Below are 14,139 nucleotides of genomic sequence, written 5' to 3'. Positions count from 1 at the left end.
CCACTGGTACCGCGCCGACCGTGGACAGATCGCCCTCGTCGACTATGCCGTGCGCACGGGCACCCCGCTCCTGGGAATTTGCCGCGGCATGCAGATCATCAATACGGCGCTCGGCGGCACGCTCGAGCAGCATATCGAGGGCGCCCACGGCACTCACACGAACAACCGGATCCTGTCCGATCACCGCTTCATCCGCCACAGCGTGCGCGTCGGCGAGGGAACGAACCTCGAGCGCGCACTCGCGCCCGTCCTCACCAACTCCGAGCTGATTATTTCGTCGGCGCACCACCAGCGCGTTGCGCGCCTCGCGCAGGGCCTCCAGGTCAGCGCGCAGGCCCCCGACGGCACGATCGAGGCCGTCGAATCGCTGGACGCCCCCGTCATCGGCGTGCAGTGGCACCCCGAGGATCCCGCCGCCGACATCTCCCAGCTGCACGCGCTCCTCGGCCACCTGGACGCGCGCCGCGCTCCCCGCCTCGAAAGGGCGTCGACTACCCTGGTCGCATGACCATCTCCCCGGGAACGAACTTCGACGACCCCCGATTCCGCGAGGACGAGCGCACGCCCGCCCAGCGCCTGGAAGCCGGCGACTACTACGTCGCGGACGATGAACTTTCGGCACTCACGAAGCGCGCGGTTCGCCTCCTGAGCCTTTACGAGCAGGCCTATCCCACCGACCCGGACATCGCCCGCTACCTGCTTGCCCAGGTTCTCGGGCAGGTGGGGGAGGGCGTCGACATCCGGCCTCCGCTGCGTGTCGACTATGGGTACAACATCTCCATCGGCGACGGTTCCTGGGCCAACTACGGGCTGACCGTGCTCGACGTCGCCCCGGTCGTCATCGGCGCCGACGTCCTCATCGGCCCCAACTGCTCGCTCTACACGGCGATCCACCCGACCGAGCCCGGGCCTCGTCGCGCGAAATGGGAGTCCTCAGCCCCGATCACCATCGAGGATAACGTGTGGCTGGGCGGCTCCGTCGTCGTGTGCCCGGGCGTGACCATCGGTGAAAACTCGATCATCGGAGCAGGTGCCGTCGTCACGCGTGATATCCCCGCCAACTCCATCGCTGTCGGCAACCCCGCCCGCGTCATCAAAGACCTGGACCCGACCACGCCGCGCGCGATTGAAGCGGCGGGTGTCGGAGTCAACGCACACACGGGAGATCACGCATGAGTATCCTGCCGATCTGTATTACCGGCGAGCCTGTCCTGCACCGGGCTGCAGCTCCCGTCGAGTCCTTTGATTCGGAGCTGCACGACCTCGTCGCCGACATGATCGAAACTATGCACGCCGCACCCGGCGTCGGCCTCGCCGCACCTCAGGTGGGCGTCGGCTCCCAGGTGTTCGTGTGGAGGTACGGCGGTGCCGGCTCCTTCGACTCCCACTACCGCGACGTCCTCCAGCTCGATGAGGGACCCGCGCGCGGCTTCAACACGGCCCTGAGCGGCGTCGTCGTCAACCCCACGCTCGACCTCGTGTGGGATACCGAAGGGGCGGGAGCCATCCTGCCACGCGAACCAGACATGGCCAGCGAGTCCGAGGGCTGCCTGTCCGTGCCAGGCTACGGATACCCCCTGCGCCGCGCGCTCGGTGCGGTCCTGCGCGGCTACGACGTGGACGGCAACGCTATCGAGGTCAGCGCCCGCGGGTGGCTCGCGCGCATCTTCCAGCATGAATACGACCATCTGCAGGGCACCCTCTACGTCGACCGCCTCGAGGCGCCCTACGCCGACGAGGCCCAGCAGGTCATCGCCGAACGCGGATGGGGCGCCAGCGGATACACGTGGACCCCGGAGGAGCGGGCCTAAGCCGCTCCCTCCCGGGGTCCCGGTACGTTCGCGTCAGTGGACCAGGAAGCCCAGCGAACGGAAGTAGTTGCGGACCTCCTCGGTGGCCTCGGGCGTGGGGGCCTTCGTGTCCTCCAGCTGGTACTCCAGGCCCAGCGAGTGCCACTTGTCCTTGCCCAGCTGATGGAAGGGCAGGACCTCAATGCGATCGATGACGTCCTTCCAGCGCGACACGATCTCGCCGACCTGGCGCACGTTCTCGGGGTCGTCGGTCAGACCCGGAACCAGCACGAAGCGGATCCAGATGCGGGTGGCGCCACCGCGAGCCGCGATGCGGTCACCGAACTCGATCGTGGGCGCCAGGGAACGGCCCGTCGCCTTCTTGTAGGTCTCCTCGTTGCCGCTCTTGACGTCCAGGAGCACCAGGTCGATGGCGTCGAGCATCTCGTCGTCGCAGTTCGCGCCCAGGAAACCGGAGGTGTCGATGCAGGTGTGCACACCCATCTCCTTGGCGCCCATCAGGATGCGCTTGGCGAACTGCGGCTGCATGAGAACCTCACCGCCGGACAGGGTGATGCCGCCCTGTGTCGTGCGGAAAATGCGGCGGTAACGTGCGATGCGTGAGAGCAGCTCCGTGTCAGACACGGGAGCGCCGTCCTTCATGAGGAAGGTGTCGGGGTTGTGGCAGTACAGGCAGCGCAGCGGGCAGCCGTTGAGGAACACCGTCATGCGCGTGCCGGGGCCGTCAACAGCGGTGACGAGCTCCCAGGAGTGAATGGAACCCAGCGTGCCCTCACGCATGCGGCGCAGGCGCTCGGAGCGCTCCAGGTCCGTGATCTCCTCCAGACCTTCGACGCCGGCGCCGACGGTACGGGATTGGGGGGCTTGGAAGTCCTGCTCGCGGAACGTGGGGAGAGCGAGGGGCTGCGACATGATTCCTTCTTCGCGGTTGAGTGGGCGCGGTGGTCGTGATGGGAACGAGGCCGTGGATCGTCAGCGGTGCGCGCTGATAAGGGCAGACATAGTAGTGGGGCGTCGAGCGTTGCCCGACGCCCCACTCCAATCAGCTATCAGGCCGAGTGGTGGAAGGTGCGGGACAGAACGTCCAGCTGCTGCTCACGGGTGAGCTTGACGAAGTTAACGGCGTAGCCGGAAACGCGAACGGTCAGGTTCGGGTACTTCTCGGGGTGCTCCATAGCGTCCTTCAGCGTGGACTCCTCGAGAACGTTGATGTTCGCGTGGTAGAGGCCTTCCTTGTCGCCGCGCTCTTCGCGGGCGGCCTTCATGTCGGCGAGGCGCTCTTCGTAGGTCTTGGTTGCCATAACATTTCTCCTTTTGTGAGACTCCGGCGGTGCCGGCTTGGGTGGGTCGCAGTGCGGCTCACCCACGAGTGGTGGGTGGCGGGGATCAACACGGGTTGCGCATCGATCCCCGCCAATGGTGGATCAGTAGCCCTTGGTACCGTCGTAGGCGCAGGAATCGTCCGGAACGAAGCCGGCGTCGAGGATGCCGACCAGGTTCTGGATCTGCTCTTCCTTGGAACGGCCGAGGCCCTGCGGGGTGATCGTGTTCGTCAGCGAGATGCCGTCGAGCGCGTCGTTGTAGTCCAGCTTGCCGACCGACAGCATGGAGGCGACCATGCCGTGCGTGTCGATGCCGTTCTCCGGGTTCGCGCCGGGGGCGAAGGGGGTGCCCTTCTGGTGGCCCGACGGGAAGGAGCCGGTGGCCTTGCCGTAGACGACGTTCGAGGTGATCGTCAGGACCGACTGGGTCGGGACCGCGTCGCGGTACATGGGGATCGCGCGGATCTTGTCCATGACGGTGTGGACGACGGTCGCGGCGATGTCGTCAGCGCGGTCATCGTCGTTGCCGTAGGTCGGGAACTCGCCCTCGGTGCGGTAGTCGACGACCAGGCCGGTCTCGTCGCGGATCGGGTAGACCTTCGCGTACTTGATGGCTGCCAGAGAGTCGGCAACGATGGACAAACCGGCGATGCCGCAGCCCATGGTGCGAATGATCTCGGAGTCGTGCAGCGCCATCTCGATGGACTCGTAGGCGTAGCGATCGTGGCAGTAGTGGATGATGTTGAGGGCCTCAACGTAGGTGCCAACGACCCAGTCGAGCATCTCCTCGTAGCGCTTCCACACGTCATCGAAGTCGAGCGGGCCGTCACCCTGGACGGGCTCGTAGCCTTCCATGACCTGCTTGCCGCTCATCTCGTCACGGCCACCGTTGATGGCGTAGAGCAGGGCCTTCGCGGCGTTCACGCGAGCACCGAAGAACTGCATCTGCTTGCCGACCTTCATGGGGGAGACGCAGCAGGCGATGGCGGCGTCGTCGCCCCAGTGGGCGCGAATCTGCGGATCGGACTCGTACTGGATCGACGAGGTGTCGATCGAGATGAGGGCGCAGAACTCCTTGTAGCCACGGGGCAGGTTCTCGTCCCAGAAGATGGTGATGTTCGGCTCGGGGGCCGGGCCGAGGTTGACCAGCGTCTGGAGCAGACGGAACGAGGTCTTGGTGACCAGCGTACGGCCGTCGTCACCGAAGCCGGCGTCCGACCAGGTGGCCCAGTAGGGGTCGCCCGAGAAGATCTGGTCGTAGGCGATGGTGCGCAGGAAGCGGGTGATGCGCAGCTTGATGACGAGGGCGTCGATGATCTCCTGCGCGCCGGACTCATCCAGCGTGCCGTTCTTCAGATCGCGCTCGAAGTAGATGTCGAAGAAGCCGGACAGACGGCCGATCGACATGGCGGCACCGTCCTGGGACTTCACGGAGGCCAGGTAGCCGAAGTAGGTCCACTGCACGGCCTCGCGAGCGTTGGTGGCCGGGCCGGAGATGTCGTAGCCGTAGGACTGCGCCATGTTCTTCAGCTTCTTGAGGGCCTTGATCTGCTCGGAGTGCTCCTCGCGGTAACGCGCCCAGTGCTCGGAGAAGGGCTCGTTCGCGTAGCGATCCTTGTCCTTTTCCTTCTCGGCGATGAGGTGGTCAACACCGTAGAGGGCGACACGGCGGTAGTCGCCGATGATGCGGCCACGGCCATAGGCGTCCGGCAGGCCGGTGATGATGTGGGAGGAACGAGCGGCACGAATACGCGGCGTGTAGATGTCGAAGACCGCGTCGTTGTGGGTCTTGCGGTACTTGGTGAAGATCTTCTTCACCTCGGGGTTGTACTCCATGCCGGCCTCGTGGATGGCCGTCTCGACCATACGCCAGCCACCGTTCGGCATCATCGCGCGCTTGAGGGGGGCGTCGGTCTGCAGGCCGACGATCACGTCGTCGTCCTCGCTAATGTAGCCCGGCTTGAAGGCGTCAATGTCGGCGGGGGTGTCCGTGTCGATGTCGAGGATGCGCACCTTGCGCTCTTCGGAGAGGTACTTCTCTTCGAGAGTGTTCCACACGCGCAGGGTCTTCTCTGTCGGCCCTGCCAGGAACGAGGCGTCGCCCTCGTAGGGGGTGTAGTTCAGCTGGATGAAATCACGCACGTCGATCTCATCGCACCAGTTACCCTTTACGAAACCTTCCCAGGCCTTCTGGTCTGCTGTCGTCATTCTTCCTCTTCTCGGATGTCCGTATCCCGTTGTGGGGACGGTATGTCGGGAGCAAAACTCCCATGTGCGTCGGATTCCAACGCTTAGGCCTATTGTCCTACGGCTTGGGGACTCTCCACAACCCATATCGACCGACAGTCTATGTTGTCCGTCTCAGGATGTGGGCCCAAAGTCTCCGTCGGTCAAATTGTGGGACCAAGGTCCTTAGGAGAGGGGAGGGGCTTTGACCGCCTACACTGGTATCAGTGCCCGTCCCACAAAGGAGAAAAAGTCCTATGTCTGCACCCCGTCCTGTCCTCGGAGTTGGCGTTCTTGGAGCCGGAACCGTCGGTAGCCAGGTCATTCGCATCCTTCAGTCGAGCCGCGAGGATTTCGCCGCTCGCTCGGGCGCTGAAATGGAGGTGCGCCGCGTCCTCGTCCGCAATGTGGATGCCCCGCGTGACGCTCCGATCGACCGCGAGCTGCTGACCACCGAGCCGGCCGAGGCGATCGACAACATGGACCTCGTCGTCGAGCTGATCGGCGGCATCGAGCCCGCGCGCACCCTCGTGCTGCGCGCCCTCAACCGGGGCATCTCGGTCGTCACCGGCAACAAGGCGCTCCTGGCCGCGCACGGCCCCGAGCTGTACGAGGCCGCCGCATCCAACGGAGCCGACCTCTACTACGAGGCCGCCGTCGCAGGCGCCGTCCCCGTCGTGTACGGCCTGCGCGAGTCCCTCGCCGGCGACCGCATCACGACCGTGATGGGCATCGTCAACGGCACGACGAACTTCATCCTGGACGCGATGAGCACCAAGGGGCTGAGCTACGAGGAGGCTCTCAAGCAGGCGCAGGACCTCGGGTTCGCCGAGGCCGACCCCACCGCGGATGTCGAGGGCTTCGACGCCGCCGCCAAGTGCTCCATCCTGGCGTCCCTGGCCTTCCACACGCGCGTCGGCATTGACGACGTCGCCGTCGAGGGCATCTCGAGCATCACCAAGGAAGACATGGAGGAGGCCGCGCGCGTCGGCCACACCATCAAGCTCCTGGCGATCGCCGAGCGCCGCATCGGCGAGGACGGCCGCGAGGGCGTTGCCATGCGCGTCCACCCCGCGCAGGTCCCCTCCGATCATCCTCTCGCCTCCGTCGACGGCGCCTTCAACGCGATCCTCGTCGAGGGCGAGGCTGCGGGTCGCCTCATGTTCTACGGCCAGGGTGCGGGCGGCGCTCCCACGGCCTCGGCGGTCCTGTCCGACCTCGTCGCCGCGGCGCACCACCGCGCCTTCGGCGGGCACGCCCCGCGCGAGTCGGTCTACGCCCACCTGCCGATCCTCGATCCCGGCTCGACGCACACCCGCTACCAGATCCGCCTCCAGGTCGAGGACCGCCTCGGCGTCCTGTCAGACGTTGCCGGAATCTTCGCCCGCCACGGCGTCTCCATCCAGTCCGTACACCAGCGCAACGACGAGGTGCCCGGCGCCTGCGTCATCGTCGTGACTAGCCACCGCGCCCGCGAGGCCGACCTGCGCGCCGTCGCCCGTGCGCTGTCCGTCTCCGACGCGGTGCGCGAGGTGACCTCCACGATCCGTGTTGAGGGTGAGTGACGTGCGCCTGCGTGATGACTTCGTCGCGGTGAAGGTTCCCGCGACCAGCGCGAACCTCGGCCCCGGATTCGACTCCATGGGCCTGGCCCTCGACCTGTGGGACGAGGTGTCGGTCCACGCGACGACGGGGGCCACCTCGGTCGTCGTCGAGGGAGAGGGAGCTGGGAACGTCGAGCAGGGCGAGGATAACCTCGTCGTGCGCGCCCTGCGCCTCGCGCTCGACCGCGCCGGCGCGCCCCAGGTGGGCGTGCGCATGCACTGCACGAATCGCATTCCCCATTCTCGAGGTCTGGGTTCCTCTGCGAGCGCCATCGTCGCCGGCGTGACGCTGGCGCGGGCCCTCATCGGTGACGCCGACGTGCTCGGCCGCCAGGAGATCCTCGAGATCGGCTCGCAGATGGAGGGCCACCCCGACAACGTGGCTCCCGCCGTCTTCGGCGGTGCGACCATCTCCTGGATGAACGAGGAGACCTCCGAGGTGGGCAGCGTACGCCTGACCCCGCCCGAGGGCATTCACCCGGTCGCCTTCATCCCGGACTTCAAGCTGCGGACCGCCGCCGCTCGTGCCGCGCTGCCCGCAACCGTGCCCCACGGCGACGCGAGCTTCAACGTCGCCCGCGGCGCCCTGCTCGCCGCCGTGCTCTCGGGCAATGCGCAGGCGAGCGGGGGAGCGGACCTGCACGCGCTCCTCATGGAGGCCACGCGCGACCGCCTGCACCAGGAGCAGCGTCGCGCCGCCATGGAACCCTCTCTTGCCCTCGTCGACTGGCTGCGCGGCGCTGGCTTTGCCGCCGTCGTCTCCGGTGCGGGCCCGACGGTTCTCTCCCTGGAGTCCGTCGGCGCCGACATCCGCCGGGATGCCGCGGCTGCCGGGTGGCGAGTCGTCCCGATGGGCGTGGCTCCCCAGGGCGTGCAGATCACCCGCGGAAGCCTCTCGAAGGTGGAATTCTGAGCATTTACGCGCTGTGAGTTTCTGCGCAAGCACCGCCAGCCGTGCCGTCTGATCGACAGCGGGCTGGCGGTCTTGCTATATTTTTTTCAGGTCGAGACGAATGTTCGACTTCGGCCTTCGCGATGCGCCTCTTTTGCGCATCTTCCTGATCAAGCTTTTTCGTGTGCTTGAGCAATCACCTCGCCCGCTGTGGGCGCATTCCAGTAAGGATCACTTCGTGAGCAACGAAACCTCCGCCGAGACGACCACGTCGCTGTCGGCGATGAAGCTGCCTGAGCTGAAGGCTCTGGCCGCCTCCCGCGGCCTCAAGGGCATCTCCCAGCTTCGTAAGTCCCAGCTGATCGAGCTGCTGAGCAACGGAGCCGGCGCCTCGACCCCGCAGGAAAAGGGTCCCCGCGAGGACGCCCCTGCCTCGTCCAAGAAGAAGGCTGTCAAGGCCGAGAAGCCGGCAGCCGACAAGTCGGCTGAGCAGGCTCCCGCCGCCGACGCGCCCGCCGAGGCTCCGCGACGTTCTCGCCGCCGCCGCGCGGTGAGCCAGGGCGCCGTCGAGCCCGCGCACGTCACCCTCGACCTGCCCCTGCCGGCAGCTGAGCGCACCGAGCCCACCCCGGAGCCCGACACGACCGTCGTCGAAACCGTCCTGAACATCGAGCTGCCTGACGGCGATGACACCGAGGCACGTCGCCCCCGCCGTGAGCGCGGCCGCCGTGGTCGTCGCGACCGCGAGAACCGTGAGAACCGCGGCGAAAGCCGTGAGAACCGCGAGAATCGCGAGAACCGCGGCGAGGGTCGTGAGAACCGCGAGGCCCGCCCCGCGCGCGGCGGCGAGGACAACCTCGCGCCGATCGCCGGCATCCTCGACATCCAGGAGAACCACGCCTTCGTGCGTACCTCCGGCTACCTGCCCGGCCCGAACGACGTCTACGTGACGCTCGGCAACGTGCGCCGCTGGGGCCTGCGCGCCGGTGACGCGGTCGCCGGTGCCGTGCGCCTGCCCCGCGAGGGCGAGCGTCAGCGCCAGAAGTACAACGCCCTCGTGCGCGTTGACTCCGTCAACGGCATGACCATCGAGCAGGCGCAGGCACGCCGCGAGTTCGGCAAGCTGACCCCGGTCTACCCCTCCGAGCAGCTGCGCATGGAGACCTCTCCCAAGGCCTACACGCCGCGTGTCATCGACCTGGTCGCCCCCGTCGGCAAGGGCCAGCGTGGCCTCATCGTCTCCCCGCCCAAGGCCGGTAAGACCATGGTCATCCAGCAGATGGCCAAGGCCATTGAACTGAACAACCCCGAGGTGCACCTCATGGTCGTCCTCGTGGACGAGCGCCCCGAAGAGGTCACCGACATGCGCTCGATCGTCAAGGGTGAGGTCATCGCCTCCACCTTCGACCGTCCCGCATCGGATCACACGACCGTCGCCGAGCTTGCGATTGAGCGCGCCAAGCGCCTGGTCGAGCTGGGCCAGGATGTCGTCGTCCTGCTTGACTCGCTTACGCGTCTGTCGCGCGCCTACAACCTGGCCGCGCCCGCCTCGGGCCGTATCCTCTCCGGTGGCGTGGACGCGTCCGCACTGTACCCGCCCAAGAAGTTCTTCGGCGCTGCCCGCAACATCTCCGAGGGCGGCTCGCTGACGATCATCGCCTCCGCGCTGGTGGAGACGGGCTCGAAGATGGACGAGGTCATCTTCGAGGAGTTCAAGGGCACCGGCAACATGGAGCTGCGTCTGTCGCGTCAGCTCGCCGAGCGCCGCATCTTCCCCGCGATCGACCTCAACGCGTCGGGCACCCGTCGCGAGGAGCTGCTCTTCAAGCCCGAGGAGCTGCGCATCATGTGGAGGCTCCGTCGCGTCCTGGGCACCCTTGATCAGCAGCAGGGCCTCGAGCTGGTCCTCGACAAGCTCAAGGAAACCCAGTCCAACGCTGAGTTCCTCATGCTCATCCAGAAGACGACGCCCTCCGAGTGATCGGCGGGTGAGAGCGGGGCGAGTGGCGAGAGCCGCTCGCCCCGCTCTCTTTTCGGTCCGCGCCTGAATACCGGACAACTGATCACGGCCTATGTCAGACTTGGGGCATGGTGAACGCGACACCGAATGTGTTCAATGCGCAGGCGACACGGGAGTCCTCGCGCCGGTCCTGGAGTGCTGTGCGCGGATGTGCGCGCCTCGTTCTTGGTCTCCTTCTCGTACTGCCGGCCCCCCTTCAGCTGGCGATCGCCATCTATGACCATGCCCATCAGGGGATGGGAGAATCGGTGGGCTGGCCGAATTGGACCGGCTGGGTCATGGCGCTGTGCGGAAGCGGCGTGCTGTGGCGCGGCGCCGGTATTCGGCGCTCGGGACGTCAGAAAATGACGATGATCGCTGAGAAATGGGCTGCCTTGGAGAGCCAGCGGATAGAGGTTGAGCGCGTGTTTTCCACGCTCGTCGGTGCCGGGCACTACGAGATTGGACTGACGGCACGCCATGAGTGTGCCCGAGCCGAACGCGACAGGGTTGGTGCACGGATCGCCGAGCATAGGTCACCGGGTTTCTTCGCGTCGCTGAGCGAGGCGTCGGGAGGCGCGGAGGAAGAGATCCTTGCGCGGATGGAACGCCTGGCAGACGCGGATGCAGCGATCATGGCTGCGCGTGACTTTTTCGCGCTCGCGCCCGGCTGGCGCGACGTGTGGAAGACCGAGGTCGGCCCGATCATCGAAGACCTGGACATACTCGACGACGTCGCAGACACCCTCGAAAATGTCAACACGGAGCCGGGTATTCTGGCGGAGATTGAGGCGTTCAGGGAGCAGGTGGGAGACCGCAAGGATGCGGTGAACGACCTCGGGACACGCCTTGAGGGCGGGCAGATCGCTCCCGATCAGGCCCTCGAAGAACTCGATCGGATGACCAACGAGGCGCGAGCGCGCACCGCCGAGCTCATCGAAGCGACTCTCGCCACCGACGCCTCGTCGCGCGGACGGCAACGCTACATGCGATGGAGGAGCGCGGGCATCAGGCTCACCGCGGCTCACGCGGAGTACGACGCAGCCTATTGGAGCCAGCACGCGGACACTGACATCGAGTACAACCCGGCGGCCACGATTCGACTGACCGCCAACTCGGCAGGCGTTGACCTGGAAGGACTGCCGGCTCCTGCGACCGGTGTCCTGACGGCTGGTGGCTCGTCCGTCTATCTGCTGCCCATGTATCTCGACCGATACGTGAGCGGCGATGTGGACGCGCCAGGCGACGGTTCGTCGTCCGCCTGAGAGAGACGAGAGCCGCTCATCCCGTTTTCTTGTCTCGAAAACGACTGCGCCGCCAAGCATTTCCCTGACCGTCGTGTCAGAGTGAATGTATGACGTCTTCTACGAGCGATGCAACGAACACCGGTCCTGAGGGGCGCGCCTCCCGGATCATGAGCCTCAGCGCGCGCGGTTTTCTGCGCGTCGTGGTGGGGGTGCTCCTGCTCCTGGTGACGCCTGCGTGGTTCGCAGTGTCGTACTACGAATACAGTAAGCCGACGGCGCAGGCGTCCAACCTGATCGCGCCCGTCGTGGAAATTCACGACGAGACCCATAGCTTTCAGAGCATCGACGGTCGCCCCCTGAGCGTCGTCCTCGAGGGGATCGGCTTCCTGCGGCCCACCCACCTTGTCATCCTGTCCACCGACAACTTGACCGATGACAACTTGGACGAGGCAACACTCAAGTACGCACGCGCGAAGCACCCGGAGTGGATTGCGCGCAATGGCTACAAATGGGCCGACGGCTATTTCATTCTCGCGGTGTCTCCCACGCACCGACAGGTCGGCACCTACTTCGGTGAGGACGTTGCCCCGGTCCTGTCGATCCAGGACAGTATTCAGAATGCGGCGAAGGACGATTTCCGCAACGGGCGTTGGAGCCAGGGTGTGGTTGCTGCGGTCACTGAGGCGGCAGCTCTCATGCCCAATGCGGAGGGCATGAGCCTTGAGAATCACGTGCAGTGGCCCGGATGGAAGGGATGGGTCGCTACCCTCGGCGGAATCGTGATTCTCGCGCGCGGGCAGAGCCTGCGGCGCAAGGCTCAGCGAAACGCGCAGAAGCTCGCTGATGAATGGGCCGCTCTGGAAAGTCGCCGCGGTGACGTCGAGCGCGCATTTGTGGCGCTGCTCGATGCTGGTCACTACACGACGGGGTTGTCCGCGCGCTACGAGTGTGCGCGAGCCGAATACGAGCGGGTGCGGGCCCGAATCGCCGAGGCGCAAACGACGAGCACTCTCGGAATGCTGAGCGCGCGAGCTTCGGATGAGACGGATCTGATTCTTGAGGACCTGCGTGCGTTGGCGGACGCAGACCACGCAATCTTGGCTGCGGGCGACTTTTTCGCGTTGGCGCCCGGCTGGCGCACCGTATGGGACAACGAAGTTGGCCCGGTCTTCGAAGATCTGCTGGCTGTCGACAACGTCGGGGTCAAGGTGCGCGACCACGTGAAGAGCCCGAAGGTGCACGGGGCGACCAAGTCGCTGTTCCAGTGGACGAATGAGCAACGTGCGCTGCTGCTCGGCCTCGGCACCCGTCTCGAGCGCGCCGAGGTCACCCCGGTTCAGGCTCTCGAAGAACTCGACCGAATCGCGAATGAGAGCCGCACGCGCCTGGCGGATGTGGTGACGAGCGCGCTAGCGCTCGACACCTCAACGGAGGGGAGGCAGCGGTATGCCAGGTGGCAGAGCCCCCCAGCCGAACTCGTGAATGCAGCCGAGATGTTCTACAACGGCTCCTACCTCAGCGAGGGTGCTACGCACGAGTACAACCCCGCGTCGACGATTCGACTGACCGCGAACTCCGCCGGTGTTAACCTCGCGGCATACCGGGCCAACACGTCGAGTCGTTTCAAAGACTACGACAGCTACATCTACGTGAGGCCCCTGTACCTCGACGAATACGTGATCTCTAGCGGCAGTTCCTCGTCGAGTACGTCGAGCGCGAACTACGGTTCCTCTTCGGGTGGCTTCTCGGGCTCCGGTTCCTCCTCGTCCTTCTGAGTCCCATCGGGATACCGGGCAGCTGAGTGCTATCCGTGTCAGAGTGGAGCCATGACATCGATAGCGCCAGGCGCGCTCACTCAGGCTCCAGAACGCCCCAAGACATTGTGGCGCAGTCTGCGCGGCTTCCTGCGGATCGTGGCGGGTCTGCTCCTGTTCCTCGCGACCCCCGCGTGGTTTGCTATGGCGTCCGCCATTGAACTCCCGCAGAGCCTCGTGTGGCCCCCCTGGTACGCGTGGGCAACCTCGATCGCGGGGATTGTCGTGTGGGTGCGGGGATGGATGTTGCGCCGTCTCGCCCGCGAGAACATACGGCGGGCAGCCGAGGAGTGGGATGGTCTGGAGAAGCGTCACCTGGAGGTGGAGCGTGCCTTTCTTCCACTCCTCGGGGCCGGGCGCTACGACCGAGGTCTGACTGCGCGCCTCGAGGCCGCTCGGGCCGAGCGCGACAATCTGCACGCTTGTATCGCTGCGGAGGCTTCGATTCCGTTCCTCGCTTCGCTGAGCGCCGCAACGGCTCGGGAAACGGAGATGATCGTCGAGGATTTCCACGCCCTGATGGACGCGCACGTCGCGATGATGGCCGCGCGCGATCTCTTCGCGCTCGCTCCCGCCTGGCGCGCGGTGTGGGAGAACGAGCTGGGTCCGGTGTACGAGGACCTGACCGTCGTTGAGACCATCACGCAAACTGTCCCGAGGCGCAGCAAGGAGCCGATGGTTCTCAGCATGGCGGCATCCCTCATACTGTGGCTCGATGAGCAGCGCCTGGCCGTCAACGACCTGGGGGCGAGCGTCGAGCGCGCACAGATGGATCCCGCCGAGGCACTCACGCACCTCGATCGGATCGCCGACGAGGTCAGGGTGCGCCTCGTACGCCTCGTCGAGGCGGCTCTCGGTGCCGACACGTCCATGATTGGGCAGAGGCGTTACAAGCGCTGGAGGACGGGCGCGGGGGAGAAGCTGCGCAGGAACGAGACGCAATACCTCGGCGCATATCGGATCGCCGGCGCGACGTACACCTACAACCCCGCCCAGGCGATACGGCTGACCGCAAACAGCGCGGGTATCAACCTCAAGGGGAGTGCGGCCCATTCCACCGCGCGCTTCACGGCGTTTGGCACGGAGCTCTACGTGCCCCCGGCGTATCTCCACCGCTATCTCGTGTGGGACGGAACCTCGAGGTACGGCCCCTCGCGGGCGACCTACCTCACGTCGGCCGCGAACGTCGGTCCGCGCGGGCGCACACGCTGAGGGTCGCGCCCC

12 protein-coding genes are annotated in these 14,139 nt (G+C 66.1%); 9 read left to right on the top strand and 3 right to left on the bottom strand.

What is annotated here, in order from left to right; all coding sequences use genetic code 11:
• From HMPREF1137_RS04675 to HMPREF1137_RS04665, 3 genes are all read left to right on the top strand, one after another.
• Positions 1–508 (top strand): gamma-glutamyl-gamma-aminobutyrate hydrolase family protein (locus HMPREF1137_RS04675; protein WP_007589452.1); only part of this gene is annotated, 508 nt, incomplete at its 5' end.
• A complete protein-coding gene (locus HMPREF1137_RS04670; protein WP_007589408.1) occupies positions 505–1,176 on the top strand; it encodes a sugar O-acetyltransferase in 672 nt (223 codons plus the stop codon). The genes HMPREF1137_RS04675 and HMPREF1137_RS04670, both read left to right, overlap by 4 nt.
• A complete protein-coding gene (locus HMPREF1137_RS04665; RefSeq protein ID WP_007589377.1) occupies positions 1,173–1,811 on the top strand; it encodes a peptide deformylase in 639 nt (212 codons plus the stop codon). Before HMPREF1137_RS04670 ends, HMPREF1137_RS04665 begins: the two co-directional genes overlap by 4 nt.
• Positions 1,812–1,844: 33 nt before the next feature.
• On the opposite strand, the gene pflA is transcribed toward HMPREF1137_RS04665, so the two are convergent.
• The 3 genes from pflA to pflB form a co-directional block, all read right to left on the bottom strand.
• Positions 1,845–2,723 carry a pyruvate formate-lyase-activating protein gene (gene pflA / locus HMPREF1137_RS04660; RefSeq protein ID WP_003792951.1) on the bottom strand — a complete coding sequence of 293 codons (879 nt, stop codon included), beginning with the start codon at positions 2,721–2,723 and terminating at the stop codon, positions 1,845–1,847.
• Positions 2,724–2,860: 137 nt separating this feature from the next.
• On the bottom strand, positions 2,861–3,112 hold the full coding sequence (gene grcA2, locus HMPREF1137_RS04655) for an autonomous glycyl radical cofactor GrcA2 (protein ID WP_003792950.1): 252 nt from the start codon (positions 3,110–3,112) through the stop codon (positions 2,861–2,863).
• A gap of 123 nt (positions 3,113–3,235) precedes the next feature.
• On the bottom strand, positions 3,236–5,341 hold the full coding sequence (gene pflB, locus HMPREF1137_RS04650; protein ID WP_007589420.1) for a formate C-acetyltransferase: 2,106 nt from the start codon (positions 5,339–5,341) through the stop codon (positions 3,236–3,238).
• 275 nt (positions 5,342–5,616) lie between these two features.
• On the opposite strand from pflB, the gene HMPREF1137_RS04645 reads away from it, so the two are divergent.
• The 6 genes from HMPREF1137_RS04645 to HMPREF1137_RS04620 all read left to right on the top strand — a co-directional run bounded on the left by HMPREF1137_RS04645 (position 5,617) and on the right by HMPREF1137_RS04620 (position 14,127).
• Complete coding sequence (locus HMPREF1137_RS04645) at positions 5,617–6,924, top strand: homoserine dehydrogenase (protein ID WP_007589428.1); 1,308 nt, start codon at positions 5,617–5,619, stop codon at positions 6,922–6,924.
• Position 6,925: 1 nt separating this feature from the next.
• On the top strand, positions 6,926–7,876 hold the full coding sequence (thrB, locus tag HMPREF1137_RS04640) for a homoserine kinase (RefSeq protein WP_007589446.1): 951 nt from the start codon (positions 6,926–6,928) through the stop codon (positions 7,874–7,876).
• A 100-nt stretch (positions 7,877–7,976) separates the two neighbouring features.
• The gene (gene rho, locus HMPREF1137_RS04635) at positions 7,977–9,836 is read left to right on the top strand and encodes a transcription termination factor Rho (protein WP_007589460.1); all 1,860 of its coding nucleotides are present in this window, start codon (positions 7,977–7,979) and stop codon (positions 9,834–9,836) included.
• Positions 9,837–10,123: 287 nt separating this feature from the next.
• On the top strand, positions 10,124–11,119 hold the full coding sequence (locus HMPREF1137_RS04630) for a DUF5129 domain-containing protein (RefSeq protein ID WP_231284025.1): 996 nt from the start codon (positions 10,124–10,126) through the stop codon (positions 11,117–11,119).
• A gap of 89 nt (positions 11,120–11,208) precedes the next feature.
• Positions 11,209–12,876 carry a DUF5129 domain-containing protein gene (locus HMPREF1137_RS04625; protein ID WP_007589436.1) on the top strand — a complete coding sequence of 556 codons (1,668 nt, stop codon included), beginning with the start codon at positions 11,209–11,211 and terminating at the stop codon, positions 12,874–12,876.
• Between the two features lie 51 nt (positions 12,877–12,927).
• Positions 12,928–14,127 carry a hypothetical protein gene (locus HMPREF1137_RS04620; RefSeq protein WP_034496825.1) on the top strand — a complete coding sequence of 400 codons (1,200 nt, stop codon included), beginning with the start codon at positions 12,928–12,930 and terminating at the stop codon, positions 14,125–14,127.
• Positions 14,128–14,139 lie beyond the last annotated feature (12 nt).

The sequence above is a fragment of the Actinomyces sp. ICM39 genome, assembly GCF_000282935.1.
GTDB lineage: Bacteria > Actinomycetota > Actinomycetes > Actinomycetales > Actinomycetaceae > Pauljensenia > Pauljensenia odontolytica_B.
Note: the sequence above shows the minus strand (reverse complement) of the source record. Positions and strands in the feature narration are given on the sequence as shown.

Bases quoted from the DNA above. Each gene is read 5' to 3' on its own strand.
- HMPREF1137_RS04670 (WP_007589408.1), top strand. From the start codon at position 505: ATGACCATCTCCCCGGGAACGAACTTCGACGACCCCCGATTCCGCGAG.
- HMPREF1137_RS04665 (WP_007589377.1), top strand. From the start codon at position 1,173: ATGAGTATCCTGCCGATCTGTATTACCGGCGAGCCTGTCCTGCACCGG.
- pflA (WP_003792951.1), bottom strand. From the start codon at position 2,723: ATGTCGCAGCCCCTCGCTCTCCCCACGTTCCGCGAGCAGGACTTCCAA.
- grcA2 (WP_003792950.1), bottom strand. From the start codon at position 3,112: ATGGCAACCAAGACCTACGAAGAGCGCCTCGCCGACATGAAGGCCGCC.
- pflB (WP_007589420.1), bottom strand. From the start codon at position 5,341: ATGACGACAGCAGACCAGAAGGCCTGGGAAGGTTTCGTAAAGGGTAAC.
- HMPREF1137_RS04645 (WP_007589428.1), top strand. From the start codon at position 5,617: ATGTCTGCACCCCGTCCTGTCCTCGGAGTTGGCGTTCTTGGAGCCGGA.
- rho (WP_007589460.1), top strand. From the start codon at position 7,977: ATGTTCGACTTCGGCCTTCGCGATGCGCCTCTTTTGCGCATCTTCCTG.
- HMPREF1137_RS04625 (WP_007589436.1), top strand. From the start codon at position 11,209: ATGACGTCTTCTACGAGCGATGCAACGAACACCGGTCCTGAGGGGCGC.
- HMPREF1137_RS04620 (WP_034496825.1), top strand. From the start codon at position 12,928: ATGACATCGATAGCGCCAGGCGCGCTCACTCAGGCTCCAGAACGCCCC.